The sequence below is a fragment of the Thermoactinospora rubra genome (genome assembly GCF_002093975.1).
In the GTDB taxonomy this organism is placed as follows: Bacteria; Actinomycetota; Actinomycetes; order Streptosporangiales; family Streptosporangiaceae; genus Nonomuraea; species Nonomuraea rubra_A.
The window spans coordinates 1-24,806 of sequence record NZ_MSZZ01000085.1; the positions used below are offsets into that span (position 1 = coordinate 1).

Annotated in this window: 26 protein-coding genes; 8 read left to right on the forward strand and 18 right to left on the reverse strand. The window is 69.1% G+C overall.

Annotated elements, in window-relative coordinates:
• Positions 1–341: 341 nt before the first annotated feature.
• The 12 genes from BSB02_RS37555 to BSB02_RS37610 are packed head-to-tail and all read right to left on the reverse strand — an operon-like array spanning position 342 to position 9,724.
• Positions 342–2,747: an AfsR/SARP family transcriptional regulator gene (locus tag BSB02_RS37555; protein ID WP_084965775.1), complete on the reverse strand. Its 2,406-nt coding sequence runs from the start codon at positions 2,745–2,747 to the stop codon at positions 342–344.
• Positions 2,744–3,169, reverse strand: coding sequence for a pilus assembly protein TadG-related protein (locus BSB02_RS37560; RefSeq protein WP_084965776.1), 426 nt, complete (start codon positions 3,167–3,169; stop codon positions 2,744–2,746). Before BSB02_RS37560 ends, BSB02_RS37555 begins: the two co-directional genes overlap by 4 nt.
• A complete protein-coding gene (locus BSB02_RS37565; RefSeq protein WP_084965777.1) occupies positions 3,166–3,585 on the reverse strand; it encodes a hypothetical protein in 420 nt (139 codons plus the stop codon). Before BSB02_RS37565 ends, BSB02_RS37560 begins: the two co-directional genes overlap by 4 nt.
• Positions 3,582–3,956, reverse strand: coding sequence for a TadE family protein (locus BSB02_RS37570; protein ID WP_084965778.1), 375 nt, complete (start codon positions 3,954–3,956; stop codon positions 3,582–3,584). Before BSB02_RS37570 ends, BSB02_RS37565 begins: the two co-directional genes overlap by 4 nt.
• Before the next feature lie 4 nt (positions 3,957–3,960).
• The gene (locus BSB02_RS37575) at positions 3,961–4,167 is read right to left on the reverse strand and encodes a hypothetical protein (RefSeq protein WP_084965779.1); all 207 of its coding nucleotides are present in this window, start codon (positions 4,165–4,167) and stop codon (positions 3,961–3,963) included.
• 11 nt (positions 4,168–4,178) lie between these two features.
• Complete coding sequence (locus BSB02_RS37580; protein WP_084965780.1) at positions 4,179–5,018, reverse strand: type II secretion system F family protein; 840 nt, start codon at positions 5,016–5,018, stop codon at positions 4,179–4,181.
• A complete protein-coding gene (locus BSB02_RS37585; protein WP_158088861.1) occupies positions 5,015–5,872 on the reverse strand; it encodes a type II secretion system F family protein in 858 nt (285 codons plus the stop codon). Before BSB02_RS37585 ends, BSB02_RS37580 begins: the two co-directional genes overlap by 4 nt.
• On the reverse strand, positions 5,869–7,269 hold the full coding sequence (locus tag BSB02_RS37590; protein ID WP_084965782.1) for a TadA family conjugal transfer-associated ATPase: 1,401 nt from the start codon (positions 7,267–7,269) through the stop codon (positions 5,869–5,871). Before BSB02_RS37590 ends, BSB02_RS37585 begins: the two co-directional genes overlap by 4 nt.
• Entirely contained in the window at positions 7,266–8,045 is a 780-nt protein-coding gene (locus BSB02_RS40945; protein WP_158088862.1) for a hypothetical protein, read from the reverse strand. Before BSB02_RS40945 ends, BSB02_RS37590 begins: the two co-directional genes overlap by 4 nt.
• A complete protein-coding gene (locus tag BSB02_RS37600) occupies positions 8,046–8,714 on the reverse strand; it encodes an SAF domain-containing protein (RefSeq protein ID WP_084965784.1) in 669 nt (222 codons plus the stop codon). It lies immediately after the preceding gene.
• Positions 8,715–9,521 (reverse strand): hypothetical protein, encoded by an 807-nt coding sequence (locus BSB02_RS40950; RefSeq protein WP_158088863.1) that lies wholly within the window; start codon positions 9,519–9,521, stop codon positions 8,715–8,717.
• Positions 9,500–9,724 carry a hypothetical protein gene (locus tag BSB02_RS37610; RefSeq protein WP_084965786.1) on the reverse strand — a complete coding sequence of 75 codons (225 nt, stop codon included), beginning with the start codon at positions 9,722–9,724 and terminating at the stop codon, positions 9,500–9,502. The genes BSB02_RS40950 and BSB02_RS37610 overlap by 22 nt, the downstream gene beginning before the upstream one ends.
• A 648-nt stretch (positions 9,725–10,372) precedes the next feature.
• On the opposite strand from BSB02_RS37610, the gene BSB02_RS37615 reads away from it, so the two are divergent.
• The 4 genes from BSB02_RS37615 (at position 10,373) to BSB02_RS37630 (ending at position 13,152) form a co-directional block, all read left to right on the forward strand.
• Positions 10,373–11,392: a MinD/ParA family ATP-binding protein gene (locus tag BSB02_RS37615; RefSeq protein ID WP_084965787.1), complete on the forward strand. Its 1,020-nt coding sequence runs from the start codon at positions 10,373–10,375 to the stop codon at positions 11,390–11,392.
• A gap of 75 nt (positions 11,393–11,467) precedes the next feature.
• A complete protein-coding gene (locus tag BSB02_RS37620) occupies positions 11,468–11,731 on the forward strand; it encodes a hypothetical protein (protein ID WP_240507020.1) in 264 nt (87 codons plus the stop codon).
• Between the two features lie 181 nt (positions 11,732–11,912).
• A complete protein-coding gene (locus BSB02_RS37625; protein WP_084965788.1) occupies positions 11,913–12,233 on the forward strand; it encodes a PadR family transcriptional regulator in 321 nt (106 codons plus the stop codon).
• A gap of 79 nt (positions 12,234–12,312) precedes the next feature.
• Complete coding sequence (locus BSB02_RS37630) at positions 12,313–13,152, forward strand: hypothetical protein (protein ID WP_084965789.1); 840 nt, start codon at positions 12,313–12,315, stop codon at positions 13,150–13,152.
• Between the two features lie 588 nt (positions 13,153–13,740).
• Here the strand turns inward: BSB02_RS37630 and BSB02_RS37635 are convergent.
• Both BSB02_RS37635 and BSB02_RS37640 read right to left on the reverse strand, forming a co-directional pair.
• A complete protein-coding gene (locus BSB02_RS37635; RefSeq protein ID WP_084965790.1) occupies positions 13,741–15,477 on the reverse strand; it encodes an IS1634 family transposase in 1,737 nt (578 codons plus the stop codon).
• Positions 15,478–15,686: 209 nt separating this feature from the next.
• On the reverse strand, positions 15,687–16,562 hold the full coding sequence (locus tag BSB02_RS37640) for a universal stress protein (RefSeq protein WP_084965799.1): 876 nt from the start codon (positions 16,560–16,562) through the stop codon (positions 15,687–15,689).
• 362 nt (positions 16,563–16,924) lie between these two features.
• Here BSB02_RS37640 and BSB02_RS37645 point away from each other — a divergent pair, with 362 nt between their 5' ends.
• The 3 genes from BSB02_RS37645 to BSB02_RS37655 all read left to right on the forward strand — a co-directional run bounded on the left by BSB02_RS37645 (position 16,925) and on the right by BSB02_RS37655 (position 21,220).
• Positions 16,925–17,857, forward strand: a complete 933-nt coding sequence (locus tag BSB02_RS37645) for an Acg family FMN-binding oxidoreductase (protein ID WP_084965791.1) — start codon at positions 16,925–16,927, stop codon at positions 17,855–17,857.
• A gap of 13 nt (positions 17,858–17,870) precedes the next feature.
• Positions 17,871–20,477 (forward strand): bifunctional acetate--CoA ligase family protein/GNAT family N-acetyltransferase, encoded by a 2,607-nt coding sequence (locus BSB02_RS37650; protein ID WP_084965792.1) that lies wholly within the window; start codon positions 17,871–17,873, stop codon positions 20,475–20,477.
• A gap of 86 nt (positions 20,478–20,563) precedes the next feature.
• Positions 20,564–21,220: a helix-turn-helix domain-containing protein gene (locus BSB02_RS37655; protein ID WP_084965793.1), complete on the forward strand. Its 657-nt coding sequence runs from the start codon at positions 20,564–20,566 to the stop codon at positions 21,218–21,220.
• Here the strand turns inward: BSB02_RS37655 and BSB02_RS37660 are convergent.
• On the reverse strand, positions 21,207–22,634 hold the full coding sequence (locus BSB02_RS37660; RefSeq protein WP_084965794.1) for a WS/DGAT/MGAT family O-acyltransferase: 1,428 nt from the start codon (positions 22,632–22,634) through the stop codon (positions 21,207–21,209). The two genes, BSB02_RS37655 and BSB02_RS37660, sit on opposite strands and share 14 nt — an antisense overlap.
• 106 nt (positions 22,635–22,740) lie before the next feature.
• Between BSB02_RS37660 and BSB02_RS37665 the strand changes: the two genes are divergently transcribed.
• Positions 22,741–23,226, forward strand: a complete 486-nt coding sequence (locus tag BSB02_RS37665; RefSeq protein ID WP_084965795.1) for a nitroreductase/quinone reductase family protein — start codon at positions 22,741–22,743, stop codon at positions 23,224–23,226.
• Positions 23,227–23,266: 40 nt separating this feature from the next.
• Here the strand turns inward: BSB02_RS37665 and BSB02_RS37670 are convergent, their stop codons facing one another.
• From BSB02_RS37670 to BSB02_RS37680, 3 genes are all read right to left on the reverse strand, one after another.
• A complete protein-coding gene (locus BSB02_RS37670; protein ID WP_084965796.1) occupies positions 23,267–23,788 on the reverse strand; it encodes a flavodoxin family protein in 522 nt (173 codons plus the stop codon).
• Between the two features lie 28 nt (positions 23,789–23,816).
• The gene (locus tag BSB02_RS37675) at positions 23,817–24,314 is read right to left on the reverse strand and encodes a CBS domain-containing protein (RefSeq protein WP_084965797.1); all 498 of its coding nucleotides are present in this window, start codon (positions 24,312–24,314) and stop codon (positions 23,817–23,819) included.
• A 184-nt stretch (positions 24,315–24,498) separates the two neighbouring features.
• Positions 24,499–24,806, reverse strand: a 308-nt coding sequence (locus tag BSB02_RS37680) for a transposase (RefSeq protein ID WP_206185103.1), incomplete at its 5' end; no start/stop codon positions are given.

A 24,806-nucleotide genomic window follows, 5' to 3' on the forward strand; every position in this document is an offset into this window, starting at 1 on the left:
GGGCCCATCCCCACCAGGACTTAAGCCTTTGTCAGCAGGCTCTAACCGCACTCGCCCGGATCATCAAGCGCAACCTCAAGAAGATCCAGTACCGGCCCCATCTGATCGACGGCTGCCTGGCCCAGACCGGACTCACCATGGAGGAGACCACCGTGATCACATGACCGGCTCTACGCGTTCAACCCGTGTAGCGCCTCACCGCGCCTTAGTAATTTTTAAGGTGTTGTCGCTGGCAGTGGGATCGTTGAGCGAGGTTTGGGACCTCTCGCCAGTGGGCCATCCGTTGACATGGTGTGGTTCCACCGCGCCTACGGCAAGCCCAAAGGCATCATGGTGGAAAGCTAATTGCTGAACAGTTCGGCAACCTGCCTCGTTGCCGCTGGGCTCATGCGCAGGCCGAGGAAGTCGAGCTCACGACGGAGGAGTTCGATGGTTCGGCGGGCATCGTCGCGACGGCCCAGCCGAAGCTGGATGCGAGCGATCTGGATGGCCGCGTCTTCGGCCCCCGGTTCGAGGATGCGAACGCGCTCGAGGAGTGCGATGGCCTCCTCCGGATCATCGTGCTCGCGGAGTGCGACCAGACGGCTGAGGGTGTCGGCCTGCGAACGTGTCAGCGCGTATCGATGCTCGTCCACCCACTCGGGCTCCAGCCCTTTCAGAAGTTCCCCCCGGCACAAGGCTGCGGCCCGCGAGAGGGCGGCCACTCGTTCCTCATCGTCGGCTGCCGTCTTGACCTGGTCCAGAGCGGCCAGGTAGTCGTGGAGATCCACGCTGATCAGCGAGGTGTCGATGCGGTAGACGGCGGTCCGCTTGGTGGTCGAGGCGCTGATGAACGGAGCGGTCCTCGGCTCGGGGTTAACGTAGCCCGTGGCGGAGACGAGAGCCTCGCGGAGGTGTCGCAGCGTGTTGTGCAGATCTTTCCCGACCTCGTCCGGCCACAGAGCGGTCGTCAGCTGTGCGTTGGTGACGCCTTCGGGGTGGAGCGCGAGGTAGGCGAGGGCGTTCAGCTGCAGCCAGCTCAGATCAAGCGGCATCGGCCGATCACGAATCTGGACGAGCGGCGGCCCCAGGATCGACAGCCTCACGAGCTGAGGGCCGCGCCACATATCCACACCCTGTGGAAGGGCGATCTCCGGCTCGCCAGCCGATGGCTCTGCGAGCTGCTGAAGGTGCTGGGCAGCCTCGGCCTGCCCGAGGTGGTACATCTCCGTTCCGAGGAGATCGCCGGCAAGCGGGCCGTCCGCTTCGGTGACGTGGCGGTCTTCGCCGATCCGGCAAGTGGTTCCCGGCGGCCACTCTCCCAGGACGATCACCCCGGTGCCGGTCATCCGGCCGGCTGTCAGGAGCGATCCGACGGTCGTGTAGAGCTCGTCTTCGGGGCCGGTCACCAGGATCACCGCGGGCAGCGCCTCGCTCGGATCCCGGTCACGAAGTTCATCGATCCCACTCGCCTCGCGCTCCAGGACCATACGCCGCCGGGTGAAGTGGCGCTCCTCGAACATCCTGAACGCCGCGCCCGCCGAATCGGTGACCGTCAGCCCCGGCACGCCCTCGGGCGACGTGCCGTAGAGCTCATGAGCCATGTCAGCACACATGATCACGTGCGTGCGGTAGTTGTGCGCCTGCTGTACGAGATCGTTCACGAGGTAGCGTGCCACGGCGGACGCGCCGGGGCCGGTAAGCCCGAGGCCCAGGCCGGACAGTCCAGCTTGTACGCCGTCCGCGAGTGCGATCGTGTCCGGAACGTCGATCGCTTCGTGCCGTTGCCGGAGTAGCTCGGCATCGGATAGAGCTGGTTCTCCACGGTCGCTGTGTGCCTGCATGTGAGCCCGGCGGATCTCTCGTATGGCTGGCGCCGGCTCCGGTTCGGGAGTGGGTGTGGCGCTTTCCGGTGCCGATGAGGTTCGGCGGCGCCGGAAGCGAGCCGCGACGTAGGCCGTGCTGATCCCGGCCACATACGCCAGCGTGATCAGTGAGCCGGAGGGCAGCCGGATCGTGATCACTGCCTGGTCTTCCTGCTCTGTGGTTCTCGGAACTGGCCGCGTGGGTTCGGGACTCGCCGTTGGCACGGGCGGTGTGGCCTGCCGCGTCCGGTGATGCGGAGCGGTCGTCTTCGGCTCATGAGGAGCTGGCTTCTTGCTCGGGAGACGTAGCTCCCAGCCCGGCTGGATGAGGTCGGGGTCGGACAAGAACCTGCCGTCGGCCTGGCGATGATGAGCGTTGAGCCGCCAGATCTGCATCCATCGCCGCGGGTTGCCGAGCTGACGGCTGGCGATCTTCCAGAGCGTGTCGCCCGGTTTCACCTTGTAGATCTTTGGCTCAGGCGGTTTCGGGGCCGGATCCACCGGCGCTGTGGCGACGACCTGAGAAGGTGCAGGTGCGGCCAGGGCGGCGGGAGCACTGGCGAGCAAAGTAGCCGACGTGATCAGATACGCCGCGAACCGGCGCATGCCAAGCACGTCTGGCATGCGAGGCCTGATCCGCGCCTGCCTGAAGCGCGCCAGGATCTCCACGGCCAAGGTTGTGACGAACCAGGCCCACGCTGCCCAGGCCACCCACTCCAATGTGCTGATCAGCAGGCTGCCATCGTCTGGGCGGCTCAGGTTATCGATGATCTGCTCGATCGTGGGCAGGCGGTCGGGGATCGGCGAGCCGACGGTGGCATGCAGGAGCGCCGGGAATCCCACGACGATGCCCAGCAGCACAGCGATCGCATTGAGGGCACGGAGATGCCGGGGGATGCTCATCGGTTCGGCCCTTCCACACCGGTGACCAGGTCAGCGGTCGCCGTGGCCGTCATGCTGACCGAGGAGATCCCCACCATTGACAGCAACCAGGTCGTCTTGGTGACCGTCACGCTGACTCGGATCGAGTCTGGACCTGCGATGCTCACCGAACCGGCGTGCCCGCTGGCGGCGAGGTAGTTCTGGGCAGCTCGTACGGCGGCGCCTCGATCGACGATGGCTCGCCCGCCGCGATAAACCGCTTCTCGGTCGAGCTGGCCGGCTCCAGCACGGGCGGCCTCTTCGGCGACGCCCATGGCTTCCCACCCGGCGCGCAGCTTGGCCCCGCCGTCGACGGCCAAGCCGACGAAGAGGAGCAAGACAGCGATCAGGATGACTGCGTAGGCGGTGATGGAGCCGCGGTCGTCGTCCCCCCAGGCCCTCATGATCCTCTCCCCCGGTAAGGATCAAGCGGGCTGATGAAGGTGGCTCGGCGCTGAACGCTGCCGGGAAGGCCGGGGAAAGCCACGTCCTCCAGCGGTACGGCACACGAGACCGTGACGCGCACACTGGCGGGAGTCCCGACCGCAGAGCCAAAGCCTCCGACGTCCACATGGACGCCCAGAGCGGTGCATGTCACGCCATGGCTGTTCAGCGATGCTGTCGCGCTGACAACCGCATTCGCTCGAGCGGCAGAAGCGGTGCGCGCGATGGAGGCTTGCCGGGCTGCGTCTCTGGCGGCGGCCTCGACGGCGAACGTGGCGACAGTGACGCGCCCGGCGGCCACCCCGAGGAGCAGGACGAAGACGATCGCGGTGATGGCGAAGACCGCCTCCGCGGTGGCGCTGCCGCGATCGGTCATGGCGTCGTGAACCTCTCGACTGCACCGGCGGCCTCGGCGACCACGGGGATCGAGGGCAGGAACGGCACCAGCGATAGCGTCCGGCCGCGCACAATCACCCGGATGGTGGTCGCGCCGCCCGCGTTTGACGCGGTCACCGAGTGGAGGAAACCGCCCGCGGTCCTTTCCGCATAGCGCCGAGCCACTGCGGCGCCAGCCGTACGGGATGCCCCTTCGGCGCGGGCGGCGCGCACGCCTTCCTGAGCGGCGGCCAGCGCGACGGACTGGCCGAAGAACACCAGGCACACCTGCATGCAGGCCAGGATCGTGAGCATGACGACGGGCAGGACGATGACTACCTCGGCGGTGACCGCCCCTCGTTCGCCCGGCATGTGCTCAGCCGAGGTCGATGGAGTTGGCCTTGGAGATGATCTTCGCGGTGACGATGCCCATCACCGCGAGGGCGACGAGGACGAGCGCTGCGATGATGATCATCGCCTCGGCCGACATGCTGCCCCGGTCAGATGCCTGACGTGCCCGCTGGAGCCGATCCTTGAGGACGACCATCACATAGACGATCTCGGGAGGTAGGAACTTGGCCATGGGAACTCCTCCTAGCTCATGATCCTGTAGACGGCTGGGAAGCAGACGAGCACCAGGAAGCCGAAGACCGACAACCCGATCGCGACGGGCATCTCACTGGTGCGGCTGTTGGCCTTGGCGCGGGCGTCGGCCAGCGCTGCCGTTCGCATGGACTGGGCCTTGGCCAGCAGCGTGGACAGGACCTGGGTGCCTTCGGATCCGGCGTCCTCCGCGATGTCCGCGAGTTCGGTGAGCTCGGTGACTCCTGCCCTCTCGCCGAGCTCTGCCAGCCCGCGCCAAGGCTGCTCTCCAGCGTGCCGGGCCTGCTGCAAGACCTCTGCGATCCGCCTGAACACCCATCCGGTGCACACGTCGGCGGGTGCTTGGAGAGCCTGGGTGGGCCCTGCTCCGGCAGCCCGCTCCAGGGCGACCATGTCGAGGTAGGTGGACAGGGCGGCGCGGAACTCCTGGCGCCGTTCACGGGCTTGGTTGCGCACGGCCAGGTCCGGGATCAGCGCGAACAGCACGCAGAGAACAAGGCCAGCACCGAGAGGGACCATCCACGGCAGGGACAAGCCGACTGCGACGTAGGCAAGGTAGAGGAGAGAAGGGAGGACGAGGCCGAAGATCCCGTAGCCGACCCGTTTGAGCATGAACTGCTCGACGCTCATTCCGAGCAACTCCAGGTCGCTGCACGGCACCGGAACCCGCGGCAGCCGTAGGGCCAGCCAGGACCCCAGCCCCGTCACCTCGGCTTCGGTGCCCTCGAGTCGGGCAATTGCCGCGTCCAGCCGAGGTGGCGCCGGGAAGAGATGAGCGACCAGGACCGCGAGCCCGAGGCCGATCAGACAGCCGGAGAGGATCGCCGTCATACGCTTCCTCCCAGGAACCGATGGCCGGGGGCGGCGGTCCCGAGCCGATGCAGCCACCACAGGCCGACCGCGTAGAACAGCGCGACCGCCGCGAGGACGGCTTGGCCAAGTGGGGTGCCGAAGGGTGCGACGTACGTCTTCTGGAAGGCGGCGATAGCCGAGAAGGTGGCGAAGATCCCGATGATCCAGCGAATGGACGTCCGATGCTCGGCTCGTGCGGCTTCCACCTCGCGACGGTCGCTGACGTCCTTGGCGACCAGTTCGGCGAGGCGGTTCAGGACAACGACGGCTCCGCTGCCACGCCGGCGGGCGACCAGGATCAGAGCAGCGGCGATCCGGTCACCGACGGGATCGTTGAGTTCGTCGGCGAACAGGCGCAGCGCCTCCTCGGTCGGCAGGCGCGCCGCACCGACGCGGCGGGCGAGCCGGGTGACCGGCCCGGCAATCGGCGGCGGGACGTTCCGGGCTGCGCTGTGCTCCAGCGCCTGCTCCAGAGCTCGGCTGGCAGTGAGTAGATCGGCGAGGCGGCGGGTCCAGAGCTCCAGCGCTTCGAGCTTCTCGATGCGTTCGACAGAAGCACGGTTGCTAACCACTCGCGGAATGCCGAAGACCGCAGCCGCAGTGGCCAGCCCGGCGACCGGCCATCCGGTCAGAACGAAGACCAAGACTCCTGCTGCCATCGCGACGAGGGCTTGCCGCCGATGTCGCGCGGCAGCCGCGCGGAGCGAGGCCCAGCGGCTCGGCGGTCGCGTCGCGGTCTCGGCGGAGCGGCCGATGAAGGCTGCGGACAGGAGGACCGCTCCACCCATGATCGTGGAGGCGCTGAGCCCGGCGAGGACCGCGGTGGTGTTCATGCCGTCTTCCAGGTGGCTGCTCGTGGATCCAGGAGTGCAGGGTCGAATCCGGCTTGCTTGAGTTTGGGCAGGCATTGCGGGGTGATGTCGGGCATGGCCCGGCCTGCCGGTCCGGTCGGGCGGTAGATGTGGTTACGGCTGGGCAGCTCGCTGTCGGCCGGGGGCAAGACCTCGAGGACCTCGGAGACGAAGCGGGTGTTGGTCTCCGGGTCCATGCGCAGGTGGACCACCAGGTCGATGGTCTCGCCGGTGTTGATGTGGATGACGGACGGCGGGGTGGAGGCTCGGGCGCCGCGGGTCCACAGCATGACGATCCGGTTGAAGATCTCCTCGGTGCCGTCGGTGTGGATGGTGCACATCGAGCCGGGGTGGCCGGTGTTCATCGCCTCGAACATCGCGATGATCTCGTCGGATCGGACCTCGCCGACGATGATCCGCTTGATGTTCTTGCGCAGGGAGTGCGGGATCAGCGCGTCCAGGCCGATCGCGCCGACGCCTTCGGAGTTGGCCTGCCGTACCTGGAAAGCGACCACGTTGGCGTGGCGGTGGGTGAGCTTGTCCAGGAACAGCTCGTAGTCGGACTCCAGGGTGGCCAGCCGTTCCATAGGGTCGATCACCGAAGCGAGGGCGCGCAGCAGCGTGGTTTTGCCTGCAGCGGTGCCGCCGGTGATCACGATGTTGAGGCGGGTCAGGACGGCGGCCTGGAGGAAGTCATGAAGGCTCTGGTTGACGGTGCCGAGCCTGAGCAGGTCCTTCAGGGTGATGTCCACCAGGCGGTGGCATCTGATGCTCGCGCACGGTCGCTGGGTCACGGCCATGGTGGCGCTGAGCCGGACGCCGACTCCCTCCTCGTTCTCGCCGGGCCGGAGAGCAACGTTGAGCAGCGGGTTGGCGGCGGAGAACTCACGCGGGCTGTAGCTCTTGTGCAGCGCCCACATCTGGATCATCTTGATCAGGTCGTCGTCGGTCGGGGCCACGGCCGGGCCACGGACGCAGGTCCCGTCGCTGTAGGTGATCCACACCTGGTCGCAGCCGTTGATGTCGATGCTCTCGACCTGGTCGTCCTTGATGTACGGCGTGAGCACGCCGAGCTCGTAGCGCTCGTCCGTAACCGCCTCGACCAGGCGGCGCTGGGTGGCGAAGCTGAGCGGGCCGTCGTTGACGATCTGGTCCTGGGCCCAGCGTTGGACGCGGGCTCGGATGACCTGGCGGGCTTCGTCCCGGTCGCGGGTGTCCTTCAGGTCCTCGGCTACGGAGGCGGTGATCGCGATGACCGCCTCTCGGAACGCCTTGTCTTCAAGGTCGGATTCGGTACGGCTGGGCGGTACCGGGTCTGGGGCGATGCGCCTTGGGAGCGGCTGCGGCTGCCAATCGCCCTTCGGGGGCCAGGTGCTCATCCTGCTTCCTCCACCGAGTCGGCGATCGCGGTCTTCTGCGCGTGTTCGCGCATGGCGACGGCGAGCCTGGCGGCGGCGCGCATCAGGAAATTGACGCGGATGAGTCCTCGGGAACGCTTGCCGTCGGAGAGAAGAGCGGCTGACCGCGGGTCGTGCGGGATCCGCCCGATGATCGGCAGGCCGTACAGCACCTGGCTGATCTGCCTGTCGCTGTAGTCGCCCCGCCCGATGAGGGCGAGCGCGACGGGGACGCTGGTGCCGACATACCGTCCCAGCGCGTCGAGCCGGGGCTTGGCCGCGGTGATCTGCCGCAGGGTCGGGCGGAGGAGCATCACCGCCAGGCTGGAGCGGGCGATCAGCTTCATGGGAGTGTCCGGCCGCCCGATCTGGCCGACGTCTGCCACGACGTCGACGACGTCCTCCGTTGCCGTCTCCAGGACATCGACGATCGAGTCCCAGGCCATGTCGAGCTGTGGAGCGTGGCGAGGATCGCGGATGCCGGGAAGGAGGAGCCACTCGCGGGCGTCCTGGTCGAGCGGGATGACATGTTCCCAGAGCACGGCGGGGTTGGAATTGTGCGCGATGGCCATCGCCAGCTCCAGGAGCCCGCCGTGGATGCCGCCCAGCCGGCCGGTGAGGAAGCCTTGCAGGACGTTGCCGCCTTTGGGGTCGCATTCGGCGAGCAGGGCGCGCCCGCCCCAGGCGTAGCTGACGGCCAACGCCGTTGTCGTCACTCCAGGCGAGTCACCGGGGTTCATCAGCGTGTAGATGGCCACTCACTCCTCCCTGGACCGGAGGACGAGGACGACCTGGCCGGCAGCCGACTGTTCAGCCAGCTGGTCGCTGTCACCGGCGTTCACGATCAGGTCGACCACCACCAGGCCATCAGCGTCGACGCCCTTGACCTGATCCACCGCAGCCGTGACTGCCTCCGCCTTGGAGGGCATCGGAGTCTGTGCGTCCGGTGCGGGAACGACACGGACCAGATCACCTGGCCTCAAGCCGCGGGCGGGAAGGCGGCTCGGCTTGAGAGCGACAGGGACGAGCTCTTGCCCTCGGACCGGACTCACCCGGTCGGTCACGGCTTGCCGTACGACCAGCATGCCTTTTTTGAGATCGGTGGCGGCTCGCATGCCGATGAGGCGCTGGAGCTGGCCGCCTTCGACGGTGGCCAGCCGCTCGTCGGCCTTCACCATCGCCGTCGTGACATCTTCCCTGGTGATCTGCTGACCGATCGGCACGTCGCGGGCCATGACCAGGACAGAGGTACGGTCGTCGAGCCGCCCGACCGTGTGGAAGGCCAGCACGCCACCGCCGGTCACCAGCGCGACGGAGAAGACGGCCATCCCTGTACGGCGCTGCCGCGGCTGTCGAGGGAGCTTCGGCGTCTTGACCGGCGGTACCTGTTCGGAGTTCGGTGGTGCGGGGAGAGTCTTGCGAGCCATTCAGGCACTCCTTTGGACCAGCGCCTGGCCTTCGGCGATGCGGACTGGGAACGTGGTGGACACCGTGATCGGGGCCAGCGGTCCGCCCGCGCCGCCGGAGCCCACCCAGGTCGCCGTCCAGACGACGCTCACTGTGGCGGTGTACTGAGAGCTCTTCAGACCGGCGCTTGATCGTGTGTAGATGTGCGTGCAGCTGGTGTTCTGCCGGTCGGGTGCCTTACTGAAGTCGTACGGCGTGCCCGGCCCTTGGCAGGTGAGGCGAGCCTGGCCTGCGCCTGGATCGATGACGAGGCGGGAGGGCGTTGCGGTGACCTCGGCCCACACGGCTCCAGCGCTGGCTCGCTTGGTGATCGAGCGCCACTGGCTCCGGTCCGTCCAGTAGAAGTGGCGCACACCGACGTAGCCTTCGCGCCCGCGAGGCGGGGCGGTGTGGATGATGGGCGGCGGTGGCTGGACCTGGCGTAGAGCCTCTTCCAGCAACATTTCGGGGGTGATGAACGGACCTGCGGCTCTGTCAGCGGGCGTGGTCCCTTCGAAGGCGGAATCCGGCCCTCCAGGTCGGCCACCCTTGCACTCGAGGTAGGAGATGCCGTTGGGGCCGGGGAGCGTCCGGCAGCTCGACCAATGGCTGCTGCCGTTGCCTTGGCTTCTGCTGGGACGCCCTCTCGAACCTGGAACGGTGGTGGTGTCGGTGGCCCAAGGGCGCCAGCTGTCGGGGGCCTGGTGCACACCGCGGTCATCGTCCTTCGGGCCGGCGGTCCACCCGCCGACAGTCAGGGCAGCGATCAGGAAGACGGTGGCTTGCATGCGGACTCCAGAACCGAGATGCGGGCCAGCCGCCAGACGCCTTCGCGGTCTCGCTCCAGCAGCGCTTCCACGTGCCTCGTCGCCGGACCGCGGGTGGACTCGGGGATCACCTCGTGGGTCTCGGCGTCGGCCAGGCCGCTGTGGGAGACGTCTTGGCAGTCGCGGATGCGGGCGTGGCGGCCGTTGATGGCCACCTCCGTCACGCGGATCTTCTCGGCGCCCCATGGCTCGCGTTTCTGTTTCCGCAGCTGCCTGATCCCGGCGAGCTCCTTGGAGAGGTAGTCCTTGGTGACGTACGGCTCCAGCAGGCGGCGGGCCTGGTCAGGCGGTGACGTGGCCGCCTTCTGGGATGCCGGCCAGTAGTCGGTGTAGGCCCGGAGAGCCGCGTCGTGGGGCGTTGTCGATGCCGAGGCAGGGGCGGAGGCCGCCGACTGTGATGTTCGCGGTGGAAGGGCTGTTCCGTCATTGGTTGCGCATGCGGTAAGAGCCGATCCGCACAGAAGTATTAGCCAAAATGAGCGGCAAGCCAGACCACAATGCGGACGAAACACGGCAATCACCTCTACTTGACTTTCACCGGTAAGCCATGCGCACCGAGAAGAGTAAGCACCGATCCAGCGGAACGACAAGACCAGGCCAGTTGGTTGAGCTGCAGATACTTCAGACCGTGATGAAGCACTGCAGAGAACTTGTCAAAGGCGACAAGTTTTCATACCACTATTTCGAGATATATCCCTTTTGTGGTTTCGGCCCTTAGCTCTTCGGTTAAAGAAGGCATGGATAGGCGTTTAGCAATCTCTGTACGGCGGTACGCCTGGCACGCACAACCGCCGTAGTCATCGGGAGGCCAGATGGCCGAGGACCACGTCCGATCGCCATACCTCGACGACTCGGAGGCCAGCCTGTTGAGAGCCGACGGCGCCGACCGCCTCTCGCCCGAACGACTGCTGCGAGGCAAGAGGCACGCGCCTGCCGGCGGCTGGCGCCGACTCGTCTACCAGTCCACAGGCGGGCTCATTCATCCTGGGGAGTCCCCTCGCGAGCTGCGGCGCCGAGACCTCATCGGCCGAGCCCGCACCCCGGTGGCCGGCGGGCACCATCGAGTCGCTGTCCTGAGCCTGAAGGGCGGTGTCGGCAAGACGACCACGGCAGTGGGGCTTGGGTCCATGCTCGCCGCTGTCCGTGGGGATCGCGTGATCGCCGTGGATGCCAACCCTGATCGCGGCACTCTGTCAGACCGAGTGCGCGTCGAGACCAACGCCACCGTGCGTGAGCTGCTCACCGAGCTCACGCCTGCGGACAACGTGCGGTACGCCGATGTTCGGGCTTTCACCTCCCAGTCGCAATCGAGCCGACTGGAGATCCTGGCCTCTGCCCGCGATCCAGCCGTCTCGGAAGCCTTCAGCGCCAGTGACTACCGGGCCGTGGCCCAGCTCCTGGAGCAGTTCTACTCGATCTGCATCACCGACTGCGGAACCGGGCTGCTGCACTCTGCGATGTCGAGCATCCTCACGCTCGCCCACCAGGTTGTCCTCGTCACGTCGCCGTCAGTGGCAGCGGCCCGAGCCGCGGAGGCGACGCTGGACTGGCTGGAGGTTCACGGATACGCCGACCTGACAAGGAGTGCGACTGTCGTCCTCTCTAGCGTGCGACCTAGGAACAAGTCCACCGTTGACTTGGAGGCACTCAACGGCTACTTCAAGGACCGATGCCGCGCGGTGGTGAGCATTCCCTACGACCCGCACCTCGAAGAGGACTCTGAACTAGACCTCGACCGCTTGGCGAAGGCAACGCGAGACGCCTACCTCGTGCTCGCAGCAACGGTTGGGGATGCCTTCGGTGCCGCACACCGTCGCCAACCGGCCGCTTGAGGGGAGTTGGTGTGACCCGAGTTCCGTGGAAGCGGACTGCTGGATTCTTGTGCCACTCACCGAGAGGCGGGTGGCATGGGACGGCGGGGTTATCCGCCCGAGTTCCGGCGCGAGGTGCTGGACCTGGTCGATGACCGCGGCCTGGAGCCACTGCCTTGCCTGGCCGAGCTCGAAGACGATCTCCGTCAGCGCCGGGAGCGCGCCGTCACGGAAGGCTGGCTTGGTGAGGTGGAGGGCATCGATCTCACTCTGCGCTTGCTGGCCGACAAGCGCCTGCAGGCGCAGCGGCTGCTGAAGATCAACCATGTCGTCGACATCGGCTTGCTGTCCGTCCGCTGATTTCCGATTCGACAAAGCGAGTTCCTGGCAGAGCCGTAGATCCTAGCCGGGACTGCCGCCAGATTTTGCAGCTCACCGAACATTCTTCTGGGCGAGTCTGTGAGCTGGGCTAATATCGTGGCGACGAAAGTTCTGTGTCGTTCTCGACATAGGGTCCCGGCCTCTGGAGGAGGATGAATCCATGAGCGAGTCGAAGATCAGGCTTACAACCCCGACCAGACTCGTGCTCGACGTTCTCATGGCGTCCAGCGCGGACGACCCCGTCTGGGGTTACCGCATCTGCGAACTGTCCGGTTTGGGGTCGGGAACGGTTTACCCGATCTTGGAACGATTGGAGGAGGCGGGCTGGATTGAAGGCAAGTGGGAGGCCGAAGGGCCCGATGATCGTCCCCGTCGCCGTTTCTACGAGGTCACGGGAACAGGTCGGCAGGAGTACGCAGACGCGAAGGCCGAGGCAATCCGGCGCAAGCGTCGCTGGCTACCCGCTGCCCTGCTTCACTAAAGATCACTAAGGCAAGGACTCGGTGACAACAGAACCCTCCAGGGAGAGTACGCCTCCCGTGACCAATCCACTTGCGTGCATGGCTGAAGAGCTGCGCCAGCGCGTTCCCTTGCTGCTGCAGGCTGGCATGGTCGGCGCCGCGGCCGTTGCCCAGACGGCGATCGGGAGAGGCATCGTTGCCCTCTTCGCTGATGACCCTCTTCGGCTCGACCTTCCGCTCGGGTTCATCTTTGCGGTGGTCGTGACGGGGTTGTTGTCCCCCGTCGTCGGCCTGGTCATCCAGGCCAGCCTCGACCGCGTCGGGGTTGGGTGGGCCGGCGTGCTCGCCGGTCTGGCCTTCGGCGCCACCTTGGTGGGCCTCTTCGGGAGCTGGATCACCTTGTTCTGGCTCCTCGGCATCGGCACCCTCAGCGTGAGTCTCTACACGCTGGCCCTGGGGCTGCTGGTCTTCGTGACCGCTCTGCGCCGCGCGAGCTGGGGCGAGGCCAGCAGGAAGGGTGCACTCGCCCTGGCCGGACTCGCCGTGATCATCGGCGGCTCCAAGCGAGCCTGGCGAGCCAAGGAGTTCATCGCCAACCTGCACTTTGGGCCTGGTGATGGACGTGTTCCAAAGCCTCACGAGCTCCTGGCGCATGCCGCTGGGCTTGTGATAGGGGCGATCAAGGTCCGTGCAAGAGACGCCGCTCGACCCGGCGTCAAGATCCTTGATTGGATCCTGGTCGCTCCGCGGACGGAGTTCTTGATCGCCATCGTGACCGTGTTAGGTGCCTCCTACTACGCCCGCAACGGGCGGGGATGGGACGGGGTCATGTCCAACATGGAGAACATCTCCGCGATCGCCCTCTTGGTCGCTGCTGTTCTCCTGTGGTTGCGCACCCGGCGCAGGCCTCCTGGAAGCGGCGATCCGGACGAAAGGTAGTTGGCCGGGCCGACCAGGTGAGACACCTGGTCGGCCCGGCGCCTTTCTCGTAGTGCTGCACAGGGTCCAGAAAAGATCAGAAAGACCCATCTCCTTCATAGTGCGGAGAAGCACGTCTCCGCGCATCCGGCTCTCCACGTGTTCATGCCGTTGGCAGCGGCGTGGTGTTGGCCCACCAGCTCTCCCATGATGTGGAGATCTTCGTGCCCCGGTATCGGCTGACCGGTACGATCGTGGCCGGAAACATCACGGCCCTACCGTCCGCGATCTGCCAGCCGGGCAGGTAGCGACGGCGCAAAATCGCTAGTTCAGCCCGCATGGCGTATCTGGCCGGCGGAGGCCTGCGGCGATGGCAATGCCTGCGATGACGGCTCGCTGTCTCAACGTCTGAAGCGGAGACAGTATGCGCTGTCCGAAAGCCGCCAGAAAGGATGGGCTGACCGCGTGCGGAAAGGCCGTCGATGTCCTCCCCGGCTTCCGCAGTTGGTGGTCACACGTGATGCCGAGTTCCGGGCGTGAGCTGCAGGAACGCCGAGATGGCCGGGCAGGGTCGTGTGCCCACGCCCTCCAGGCCTGTTTCGATCTTGCCTAGCTGGGGTCGAAGGCGGTGAGGCGAGGCGGCGGGGTGATGGAAAGTGCCTGGTAGATGGCCTTGCTATCGGGGCGGAGCGGGGTGGTCTGGGTGATCGTCCCGGCCTGGCCGGCGAGGGTGACCTGCTTGAGCCGGGCGGTCTCGCGCCGGATGTATCGCCATGTTTGCCCGGTGGAACGCTCGGCGATGCGGGTCAGCAGCAGGGCGAGCCAGCAGATCAGGACATGGGCGCGGATCCGGTGCTCGAGCCGGTGGAAGATTGGCCGCAGCAGCAGCTCGGACTTCAGATCACGGAACCCACGCTCGGCCTCGAGAAGGTTCTTGTAGCCCAGGGCGGCGTCCTCGGTGGAGATGTCGGGGTCGCTGGTGGCCAGCAGGTACTTGCCGTCCAGGTTCGCCTCGGTCTTGACCTTCGCGCGGTCGATGACCAGGCGGCCGTTCTTCTGTTGCCGGATCCACCGCTTCAACGTGGGGTGGTCGCGCAGTGCGCACTCGGCTCGCACGTGCGCTTGTTCTGCCCGATCGGCGGCCTTCGCGCTCACCTGCCCGTTCTTGGCGCGGGAGCGGTCGCGTTGGCGCTGAGCGGCGATCCGCTCGAGCTCGGCCTCGATCCGGGCGATGGCCTGCTCTCGCTGGTGCTTGTCGCGCTCGGCCTGCTCAGGGTTGTGGCAGATGATGAACCGGACGTCGCCGGAGCCGTCGACCTTAACTTCCTTGACGCGAAGGTTGTCGCGGACGCTCTGGTAGCGGCCTTGGCGCGCCAGAGCCTGCTCGACCAGGGCGTTGCCGTCGCGCATGCGCATCCCGGCGATGAAGTGCCCGCCGGCCCGGCGCAGATAGGCGAGGTTGTCGGCGCTGGAGAAGCCGCGGTCGACCACGGTGATCACACGGCCGAGCTTCCAGTCCCGCATGTCGTCCTTCACCTCGGCCAGGATCTGCTGGTCGTTGGTGCTGCCGGGCCAGCACCACACCCGCACGGGGATGCCCTCCTTGGTCACCGCCAGGCCGATCACGATCTGCGGCAGGTCGTCGCGGTGATCCTTGGACTTGCCGTATCGGCGGAGCCCTCGCTGCTCAGCAGTGTCGTCGTCTTCCTCGTCGCGTTCGAAGTAGGTGGAGGTGGTGTCGAAGAACAACAGATCCACCTCCAGGTTGAGCAGATGAGCGACGGCGAAGAACACCGCTTCCTGCACCTTGCCGGTGGTGTCGGCCTCGGCCAGCAGGTCCATCGCCCGATAGGCCTGGTCCTCATCCATGCGTCCCAGCCCGCTGATGATCGCGTCTTCGCTGGCCCATTCGGCGGCCGACAGCTTGCTCATCGGTTCGATCGCCCGGTTGGCCACCAGAGCGAACAGCACCCGCTCCACGTTCGTGGTGAACCGGCGCCCGTCGGTGGCCTTCTTGATCGCACCGGCGATCTCCAGGCGCTTCCAGAGCGCGTCAAGCAGCCAGGACGTCCCGATCGGCCGTGAGTCGACCACCTCCATCGGACAGACTCCGGCCGCCAGAGCGGCCTCGGTGCCGTCGTCCAAGATGAGGCCGTCGCCGCCGAAGTGTTTGGTGATCGAGGCCGCGAGCCGCCGCAGCCCGTCCACGTCCAGCCGGTCGACCCGGCCCAGGTTCATCAGCACATCTGGCTTGACCTTGCCGTCCACCCTGCGGTTATGCGCCAACGCCGCGTATCGCACGACCGTCCCGTCGGCGTTGGTCCGCTGGGTGAACCGTAAGTACATGCCCACAGGGAACCATGGATTCGGCTGTTCCGCAGTGAAATCCCAAACGCTCGTGTTACTACACTTTCGAGTTCGACAGGGTCGTGGAACACGGACCTGACTCGCTGACCAGCCGCTATGCGCCGGCAAATCACGCCCGTGTGCCTACGAACTGCGGAACGCGGGTCCTCGAATCACGCCCGCCTGTCCCCGGCACTGCCACCGTCGGCCTACTCGTGTGACCGGCCAGACGCCGCAGCCCGGCTGGAGCGCACGACGGCGACGGCGCTGCGGGCGTGGTGCAGCACGCCGCGGCTGACCGAGCCGAGCAGCAGCGAGCCGACCGCGCCGCGGCCGTGCGAACCCACCACGACCAGGTCCGCGGCGTCCGACGCCTGGCACAGCGCGTCCACCGGGTGGGCGGTCCGCACGTCCTCGACCACAGTCACCTCGGGGTAGCGCTCGCGCAGGCCGGCCACGGCGTCGCGGACCATCTGCGACATTCGGGCCTGGATGTCGTCCAGGTCGTAGGGGATGCCGGGGGCGTACAGGTGGATCGGCAGTTGCCAGGCATGGACGGCCCGGAGCCGGGCGCCGCGCAGCTTGGCCTGCTCGAAGGCGTAGGCCAGGGCGGGGCGGCTGGTGTCGGAGTCGTCGACGCCCACCACGACCTCGCCGTGCGCGGTGTGCTGGCCTGGCCGTGCCGCGACCACGGGGCAATGCGCGTGCTCGGCGACGTAGGTGCTCACCGAGCCCAGCAGGGCTCCGGCGAAGCCGCCCAGCCCACGAGTGCCGAGCACGATCTGGGTGGCCTCCGCCCCCGTCTCCTGGATCGCCGGCGCCGGTGCGCCCTCGACGATGTCGGTCTTGACCTCCAGCGTGGGCTGCCGGTTGCGGACGCGCGCCACGGCCTCCTGGATGATCTTCTCGGCGGCCGGCCTGAGCGGGTCGGGCCAGTCGGCGATCGGGTACATGCGGATCTGGTACGGCAGGCGCTCGAGCACGTGGACGATGCGCAGCGGCTCGTGCATGCGGACGGCGTCGTCGGCGGCCCAGTCCAGGGCGGCGTTCGCGGCGGGGGAACCGTCGACTGCAACGATGATCATGATGTCCTCCTTCGGCTTCCATCGCACCCCACGGATGGGCGTGATCGGCAGGGCCGGAGGTCCCATCACGGTGAGGCCGAACGGCCGTCTCCATGCGCGGCGTCGAGGTGACGCCGTGGGCGGGTCGTGAGGGCGCCCCGGTGCATCCGCATCACCACCGGCTGCCGTATCAAACCCCCTGACCAGGTGATTCCTCGAAGCCGACGCCTGGGCTTACTCGGACACCTACGGGCGGGCGCTGGTCCGCGAAGCGAGCGACGGGACGGGCGGCCGCGTCGGGACCTTCGGCCCGCCCGCCGCGGGACGTCCGGCTCTGCCTGCCCGCCGCCCCGGCCGTCAGTGTTGGAGGCGGGAGGTACGCCATGTCAACGCCACTCATGCGCAGGATCCTGGTCGCGGCGGGCCAGGCGCCGTCGGTCCACAACACCCAGCCGTGGCGGTTCCGGTTCGTCGGCGAGGAGTTCGTCGAGCTGTTCGCCGATCGGGACAGGCAGCTGCAGGCCGGCGATCCTCGTGGCCGGTCCTTGCTCGTGAGCTGTGGTGCGGCGCTGTTCAACATGCGGGTCGCCCTGCGGGCCGCCTGCCGCCGGCCGGTGATCTGGCTGCTGCCGTCCCCGGAGGCCGAGCCTGACCTGCTGGCGGCGGTGCGGATCGGTGTCCCGGCTCCCCGATCGGCCGAGCATCGCGAGCTGTATGACCGCATTCCGCTGCGCCGTACCAACAGGGAACCCTTCGACGGGCGGCCGGTACCGGCGGCGGTGCTGGCCGAGCTGCGCGCCGCGGCGGCCAAGGAGGGCGCCGGGCTGGTCCTGCCGGGCCGCCGGGGCACGGCGGACCTGCTGGACTACGCGGCCATCGCGGAGGAGGAGCTGGCGGCGGATCCCGGATATCGCGCCGAGCTGGCGGCTTGGACCGGACGCGACGGCCTGCCGTCCTACGTCCACGGCCCGCACGCCGTCGGCGACGTCGACCCGATCCGCGACTTCGGCCACCGCACCCGCGAGGCCCGCTTCGAGGCCCACCCGCAGCTGGCGGTGCTGACCACGCCGGGCGACGGGCCGCTGGACTGGCTGTGCGCCGGGCAGGCCCTGCAACGCATGCTGCTGACCGCCACCGGGCACGGCGTGTCGGCCTCGTTCCTCAACCAGGCGCTGGACCTGCGCGACATGCGCCGGCGCGGCGATCCCCGGCACCGCCGCGGCCACCCCCAGATGATCATCAGGCTCGGGTACGGCCCGGCCGTCCCCAGAGCCCCTCGCCGTCCCCTCACCGAACTGGAGCCGTGCCTTGTCTGACAGGAGACGTGCCTTGGCTGACGAATACGACGCCCTGCTGCGGGACGGCGGCATCGCCCACATCAGGCCGCTACGAGCGGATGATCGCCAGGCGTTGCACGCGCTGGTGGACCGCTGCTCCGAGCGCTCGGCGTACCTGCGGTTCTTCACCGGCGGACGGGCCACCGCGCACGCCTACATGGACCACATCACCGGCCCCGGCTATCGCGGCCACGCGCTGGTGGCCACCGTACGGGACCGGCTCGTGGCGGTCACCGAGTACGTCCCCGCAGGCGAGCGCACCGCCGACCTGGCCATCCTGCTGGACGACGCCGTCCACGGCCACGGCCTCGGGACGCTGCTGCTGGAACACCTCGCCCTGGACGCCGCCGAGAACGGCGTCCACGAGCTGGTCGCCGACGTGCTGGCGGAGAACCAGCCGGTGCTTCGCGTGCTGCGCGACCTCGGCACCGACCTCGACCAGCGCTACGACCACGGCGTGATCGCCATCCGGATCGCCGCCCGGCCCACGGCGCGGCTGGCCGCCCGCATCGAGGACCGCGACCATCAGGCCGAGCGGGCCTCGCTGGCCCGGGTCCTCGCGCCCGCCGCGGTGGCGGTGATCGGCGCCGGGCGTGACCCGTCCGGCGTGGGCCACCGCGTGGTGCGCAACCTGCTCGACGGCGGCTTCACCGGGCCCGTCTATCCGGTCAACCCGAGAACGGGCGAGCTGGCCGGCCTGCGCTGCTACCCATCGGTGCGCGACCTGCCCGGCCCCGTCGACGTCGCCGTGGTGGCCGTTCCCGCCCGGCATGTCCTGGACGTGGCACGCGACTGCGCCGCGGCCGGCGTGCGCGGCCTGGTCGTGCTGTCGGCCGGGTTCGCCGAGAGCGGCAAGGACGGCGAGGCGGAGCTGCTGAAGATCTGCCGCACGGCGGGGATGCGGCTCATCGGCCCGAACTGCCTGGGCATCCTCAACACCGCGGCACGCCTCAACGCCACCTTCCTGCCCACGAATCCGCGGCCGGGCCGGGTCGCGCTGATGTCGCAGTCCGGCGCCGTGGGCGCGGCCATCCTGGATCGGCTGCCGGTCTCCTCCTTCGTGTCGGTCGGCAACAAGGCCGACGTCAGCGGCAACGACCTGCTGGAGTACTGGGAGGACGACGAGGCCACCACCGTGATCGCCCTGTACCTGGAGTCCTTCGGCAACCCGCGCAGGTTCCTGCGCATCGCCCGCCGCGTGGCGGCCAAAAAGCCGATCCTGCTGGTCAAGAGCGGCCGCTCCGACGCGGGCGACCGTGCGGTCCGCTCCCACACCGCCGCCGCCGCGACCCCTGACGTGGCCGTGGACGCCCTGGCCCGCGCCTCCGGCGTCATCCGGCTCGACAGCGTCGGCGACCTCATCGACACCGCGCTGCTGCTGGCGGCGCAGCCGCTTCCCCGCGGCCGGCGCGTGGCGATCATCGGTAACTCCGGCGGGCCCCAGGCCATGGCCGCCGACGCCTGCGAACGCCACGGGCTCCTCGTCCCAGAGCTGGATGCGGGCGCGCTGGCCGGTACGGTTCCCTCCGCCGCTGCCCTGGGCAACCCCGTCGACCTCACCGCCGAGGCCCGCGCCGAGCAGCTCGGCCAGGCCATCGAGAAGCTCGCGCCGCAGGTGGACGCGGTGCTCGTGGTCTACACGCCGCCCTTCGGCTCCGGGCTGGAGCGCACCCGCGAGGTGATCGCCGAGGCCGCGCGGCATGTCGACGTCCCCGTGCTGGCCTGCGTCGTCGGCCACGACGGGCTCATCGACGGCCGGGTGCCGAGCTATGCCTTCCCCGAGCGGGCCGTGGCGGCGCTGTCCCACGCGGCCGGCTACGCCGAGTCACGTGGCCGTACGGCGCCGCCCCTGGTCAAGGCACCCGCCCCGGGACAGCCGGACGCCCAGACCCTGATCCGCCAGGCGCTTCAGGAGCATCCCGACGGCTGCTGGGCCTCCCCCGAGCTGGCCGCCCGGCTGCTGGGCTGCTACGGCATCGACCTGGTGAACTCCCTCACCGCCGACGATCCCGACGCCGCCGCGCAGGCCGCCACCCTGGTGGGGCTGCCCGCCGTCCTGAAGGCCGTCGGCCCGGTGCACAAGAGCGACGTGGGCGGGGTACGGCTCGGCCTGCGCACTCCAGAGGAGGTACGGCACGCCTACCGCGAGATGGCCGAGGCGATCGGCCCGGAGATGACCGGCGCACTGGTCCAGCCCATGCTGCCGGCCGGTGTGGAGATCATCGTGGGCGGCGTGACCTACCCCTCCTTCGGCCCGCTGGTCATGGCCGGCATGGGCGGTGTCGCCGCGGACCTGCTCGGCGACCGGGCCCTCCGGGTGCCGCCGCTCACCGCCGAGACCGCTCTGGACATGATCGGGGAGCTGCGCTGCGCTCCCCTGCTGCGCGGCTACCGCGGCAGGCCGCCCGTCGATGTGGAGGCGCTGGCCCGGCAGGTCGTCGGCGTCGCCGACCTGCTCGAAGACCTGCCCGAGGTGGCCGAGCTGGATCTCAATCCCGTCATCGTCACCCCGCAGGGAGCGGTCTGCGTCGACGCGCGCATCAGGCTGATGCCGTGCGAGCCGTCGCCGTCTCCCCTGCGCCGCCGGCTGCGTTCCTAGGGTTCACGCGGCGACAGACGGACGCCGGTGTCCGCGCCGAGATGACGGGAAAGAGCGTGAGACATGGGATCAAGGGAGGATGCAGCATGACGGTCAACAGTGACCTGGGCCGCCGCCTGGTCGCCCACCGCGAACGCCTCGGCCTGACGCCGGAGCAGGTGGCCGAGCGCGCCGAGATGGATCCCGGCTATCTGCGTTACCTGGAGGCCAACCCGGCGACGCCGCCGGTCGAGACGCTGGACCGGCTGGCCAAGGCGTTGGAGACCACCGTGGACAATCTGCTCGGCGGCGGACGCGAACGCCCGCCCGGCCCCGGTCCGGCCATGGCCGCCCCGCACCTGCACGAGCTGGACCGGGACGAGTGCCTGCGCCTCATCGGCCCCGGCGGGGTCGGCCGGGTGGCCTTCGGCGGCCCGGGCGGGCCGGTGGTGTTCCCGGTGAACTACACCGTGCACGAGGGCGGGATCGTCTTCCGCACCCGGTACGGCGGCGCCATGGAGGAGCAGCTGCGCACCGGCCTGCGGGGCGTCGATGTGATCATCGCCTTCCAGGTCGACCGCATCGACGAGGCCCGCCGGGAAGGCTGGAGCGTGCTGGTGCAGGGCCCGGCCCACCTCGTCCCGGAGGAGGAGGCCGCCTCCGTCGCCGGCGTCGAGGTGACGCCGTGGGCGGGCGGCGAGCGCGACCTGTACATCCGCATCACGCCCGGCCGTGTCACCGGCCGCCGCATCAGCTCGCTGTGACCGGGTCGCGCAGCTCGTCCAGCGCGGCACGAAGGTAGCCGGGGAAGCGCCACACGTCGGGAACCAGGTCCCGGTCGGCGATGATGCCGACGTCCAGGTGCCCGTCGTAGGAGAAGGCCGTGATGTTCAGCCCGCCGCTGACGTCCGTGATCACGGATACGGGGTAGTGAGCCAGCAGCCGCACGCCAGCGACCGACAGGGGGAACTGCGGTCCCGGCACGTTGGACACCACGACGTTGACAGGCGGCATCGTCTGGCCCACCAGCTCGAACGCCGTCCGGTCCGCCAGCCCGTTGACCGGCTCCGGGAGGCTTTCCGTCAGGTCTTCCAGCCAGCGGGCGGGCGTCAGCTCGAAGCGCTCCTTGACGGCGCGCATGCCCGTGCTGACCGCCGCCAGCCGTTCCCGGGCGTCGGCGATGTGGGTCGCCAGCGTCGTGAGCATGATGGTGACCTGGTTGCCCGGCCCGTCCCCGCTCTTCCCGCGCCGGGAGTCCTTGCCGCGTAGGGAGAACGGCACACCGGCCACCAGCGGCCGGTCAGGCAGCGCCCCGTGGTCCACGAGCCACTGCCGGACCGCGGCCGCCGCCAGGGCCATCACCACGTCGTTGACGGTGACCCCGCAGGCGTCCTTGACCTGTTTGACCGCGGCGAGGGACAGCTCGGCGAAGACGAAGCGGCGGTGCGCGGACACCGGCCCGCTGAAGGGAGTCGGGGGCGCGGCGAACTCGGGCACGGGCGGCAGCGGGCGCGTGCGCAGCATGCCGGACAGCAGGCGCGCACCGGGGACACGCGAAACGACGGGCAGCTGATCCAGCACGGGAAGCGTCTCACCGGCGAACCTCAGCAGGCGCAGGGGTGACGCCGCGGCGTGCATCGCGGTGCGCGCAAGCATCCGCCACAGGGTGGGCGGCGGCTGCGGCTCCGGCTTCGGGACGGGGCCTGCGGAGTCCATGTCGACGGGGTCCATGAGGGCCGCCAGCACCTCCGCCCCGGTCAGCCCGTCGACGGCGGCGTGGTGGAGCTTGGTGTAGACGGCACTGCGGCCCACGGCCAAGCCTTGAATGACGTACATCTCCCACAGCGGCCGGGTGCGGTCCAGCCGCCGCTCGTGGATGCGAGCCACCTGCTCGCCGAGCTGCCGGTCGTCGCCCGGCGGCGGCAGGGCCAGCTCCCTGACGTGGTAATCCAGGTCCACCTCGGCGTCCTCGGCCCAGTAGGGGTGGTCCAGCCCCAGCGGGACCAAAGCAAGCCGCCGACGCAGCTGCGGTACGGCGGGCAGGCGTTCCTCCAGCAGCGCGAGGATGCCCGTCCGCGAGACCGTGCCGTCCAGGATGGCGAGGCCGCCCACGTTGGCCACGTTGGTGTCGGTCTCGAAGTTGAGGAACTGCGCGTCCAGCGCGCTCAGCTGCCGCATGCCCCCAGCGTCCGCCGCCTGCGGGGCGCCGAGGAGAGCCGTTCTCCCCTTCCCGAAGGGACTTTGGTCTCTGTCCTCCTTCGGGATCCGCCCGGACAGTGGTGTCATGCCACCCGTTTCCGCAAGCCCGTATCGCCGCTACCTGCGCTGGCTGTACCGCGGCGGCAGGCCCAACAGGCTGGCGCGCGTGCTGAACCGGATCCAGGCCGTCGTGCACGACACCGGGCTCGTCATGCCCCGGCGGCTGGCCACGCTGGAGGTCCGGGGACGGCTGACCGGCCGCCCGGTGTCGCTGCCCGTGGTCGTCGCCGACTACCGGGGCGAACGCTACCTGGTGTCGATGCTGGGCGAGCGGGCCAATTGGGTCGCCAACGTCCGAGCCGCCGACGGACGGGTCGTCCTGCGGCATGGCCGTCGTGAAAGAGTGCTCCTGGAGGAGGTGCCGCCGCCGGAGCGGGCGCCGATCCTGCGGCGCTACCTGGCCCTCGCACCGGGCGCCCGGCCGCACATTCCGGTGGACCGGGCCGCCCCGCTGGAGGAGTTCGACCGCATCGCGGAGAGGTATCCCGTCTTCCGCGTCGTCTCGTCATGATGAAGCGCCGCCCCGTCGGGGACGGCGCTTCACCATGAACTCACGCGGGTGAGGGATGGGTGACGAGGGCGGCCAGCTGCTCGCCCCACCGCCGGGCCCGCTCCACCTCGCCGTCCACCAGCGGCCCCTGCGTGTCGGCCACGTAGAAGCTCTCCGGCGGCGCCACCGCCCGCACGCCCAGCCTGCGCAGCGCTCGCCGCGCGGCCTTCGCCGCAGATCCGGGCAGGCGCGGCTTCCAGATGCGGGTGTCGAACGCCGCACTCGCCAGCCGCGCCGACGGGGTGTGCAACGCGGCCAGCCACTCCCGCACGCCGACGCCACGGGAGACGAGCGGCCCGTCCATCTGCTGGGCGGCCGACGCGCGGGTGGACGGCCTGCTCATCCCGAAGGCGTGCGTCGGGCCGCCCACCACGAGCAGGCCGACGTCCTCGCCGAGGATCCGCGGCGCCGACCCGACCTCGGTCACCTGCACGGCCATCGACGTGCCCAGCCCGTCCGCGATCGCCTGCGCGATCCGCTCGGTGTTGCCGAACATCGATTCGTACACGACCAGTGCGTACATGCTGGATCTCCTCCCACGAAGGGCGTGTTCAGCCGTCCACCGGCTCGGGCAGAACGGGTTCGAGCCGGAACATGCCGCTCACGACCGTCCCCGCGCTCTCCGCCGGGCGGATCCGTCCGGCCACGGCGGCCAGCACGTCGTTGACCGTGACGAGCCCGGCCAGGGCGCCGTCGGCCATGACCGGGACGGCGTCGCGTCCGGCATCCAGCATCGCGGCGGCCACGCGCGGCAGCGGGTCCTCGGGCCGGACGTACGGCTGCCGCCGCCCGCTGAGCAGGGTGCGCACCCGCTGCCGCGACAGCGTCTCCGGGTTGCCCGACCAGGCCCGGGTCAGGTCCTCGCGGCTCAGGAGGCCGAGCAGCCGCGCGCCCTCGACCACCGGCAGGTGGTGCACCTCGGCGCGGCGCATGATCTCCCAGGCCAGCAGGGGCGTCTCCTCCGGCGAGACCGCGACCAGGATGCGGCTCATCACCTGGCTCGCGGTCATCGTGTCGGCGCTTGTCCGGGTGGCCGTCTGCGTGGTCATCTGGGTACCTCCTTCATCGGCGCTTTCAGCCTCCCGCGTCCGGGCGTCCCGTACCGGAGGCGAACGGCACCGATGGGCGGGACGTTGGTCCCAAGACGGTCCCAAGACGGTCCCGCGACGGCGGCGGGGCGGGCAGCCTCAGATCCCGGTCCGGTGGTCCCTCGTGTCACCGGCCCGAATGCGGCTAAGCGGCATTCCAGAAGTTCCGCTTGTAACCGGCGGGCAGCCAGGGGCTGGTCCACGGGGCGGCGGTGGCCAGTAGCTGGTCGGGGGAGCGGGCGCGGAAGAAGGCGTGGATCTGTCGCAGCCGGCCGGGCCAGCTGACGGCGGTGTTGGCGATGAACGCCTTCAGGGCGGCCCAGATGCGCTCGGTCGGGTTGTCGTGCGGGCTGTAGCGGGCCCCGTACAGCACCTCGACCTGCGGGTGCTCTTCCAGGTAGCGGGCCCCCGCCCGGGCGTGGTGGATGCTGTCGTTGTCGACGATCACCACGA

Bases quoted from the DNA above. Each gene is read 5' to 3' on its own strand.
- BSB02_RS37555 (WP_084965775.1), bottom strand. From the start codon at position 2,747: ATGAGCATCCCCCGGCATCTCCGTGCCCTCAATGCGATCGCTGTGCTG.
- BSB02_RS37560 (WP_084965776.1), bottom strand. From the start codon at position 3,169: ATGAGGGCCTGGGGGGACGACGACCGCGGCTCCATCACCGCCTACGCA.
- BSB02_RS37565 (WP_084965777.1), bottom strand. From the start codon at position 3,585: ATGACCGATCGCGGCAGCGCCACCGCGGAGGCGGTCTTCGCCATCACC.
- BSB02_RS37570 (WP_084965778.1), bottom strand. From the start codon at position 3,956: ATGCCGGGCGAACGAGGGGCGGTCACCGCCGAGGTAGTCATCGTCCTG.
- BSB02_RS37575 (WP_084965779.1), bottom strand. From the start codon at position 4,167: ATGGCCAAGTTCCTACCTCCCGAGATCGTCTATGTGATGGTCGTCCTC.
- BSB02_RS37580 (WP_084965780.1), bottom strand. From the start codon at position 5,018: ATGACGGCGATCCTCTCCGGCTGTCTGATCGGCCTCGGGCTCGCGGTC.
- BSB02_RS37585 (WP_158088861.1), bottom strand. From the start codon at position 5,872: ATGAACACCACCGCGGTCCTCGCCGGGCTCAGCGCCTCCACGATCATG.
- BSB02_RS37590 (WP_084965782.1), bottom strand. From the start codon at position 7,269: ATGAGCACCTGGCCCCCGAAGGGCGATTGGCAGCCGCAGCCGCTCCCA.
- BSB02_RS37600 (WP_084965784.1), bottom strand. From the start codon at position 8,714: ATGGCTCGCAAGACTCTCCCCGCACCACCGAACTCCGAACAGGTACCG.
- BSB02_RS40950 (WP_158088863.1), bottom strand. From the start codon at position 9,521: ATGCAAGCCACCGTCTTCCTGATCGCTGCCCTGACTGTCGGCGGGTGG.
- BSB02_RS37615 (WP_084965787.1), top strand. From the start codon at position 10,373: ATGGCCGAGGACCACGTCCGATCGCCATACCTCGACGACTCGGAGGCC.
- BSB02_RS37620 (WP_240507020.1), top strand. From the start codon at position 11,468: ATGGGACGGCGGGGTTATCCGCCCGAGTTCCGGCGCGAGGTGCTGGAC.
- BSB02_RS37625 (WP_084965788.1), top strand. From the start codon at position 11,913: ATGAGCGAGTCGAAGATCAGGCTTACAACCCCGACCAGACTCGTGCTC.
- BSB02_RS37630 (WP_084965789.1), top strand. From the start codon at position 12,313: ATGGCTGAAGAGCTGCGCCAGCGCGTTCCCTTGCTGCTGCAGGCTGGC.
- BSB02_RS37635 (WP_084965790.1), bottom strand. From the start codon at position 15,477: ATGTACTTACGGTTCACCCAGCGGACCAACGCCGACGGGACGGTCGTG.
- BSB02_RS37640 (WP_084965799.1), bottom strand. From the start codon at position 16,562: ATGATCATCGTTGCAGTCGACGGTTCCCCCGCCGCGAACGCCGCCCTG.
- BSB02_RS37645 (WP_084965791.1), top strand. From the start codon at position 16,925: ATGTCAACGCCACTCATGCGCAGGATCCTGGTCGCGGCGGGCCAGGCG.
- BSB02_RS37655 (WP_084965793.1), top strand. From the start codon at position 20,564: ATGACGGTCAACAGTGACCTGGGCCGCCGCCTGGTCGCCCACCGCGAA.
- BSB02_RS37660 (WP_084965794.1), bottom strand. From the start codon at position 22,634: ATGCGGCAGCTGAGCGCGCTGGACGCGCAGTTCCTCAACTTCGAGACC.
- BSB02_RS37665 (WP_084965795.1), top strand. From the start codon at position 22,741: ATGCCACCCGTTTCCGCAAGCCCGTATCGCCGCTACCTGCGCTGGCTG.
- BSB02_RS37670 (WP_084965796.1), bottom strand. From the start codon at position 23,788: ATGTACGCACTGGTCGTGTACGAATCGATGTTCGGCAACACCGAGCGG.
- BSB02_RS37675 (WP_084965797.1), bottom strand. From the start codon at position 24,314: ATGACCACGCAGACGGCCACCCGGACAAGCGCCGACACGATGACCGCG.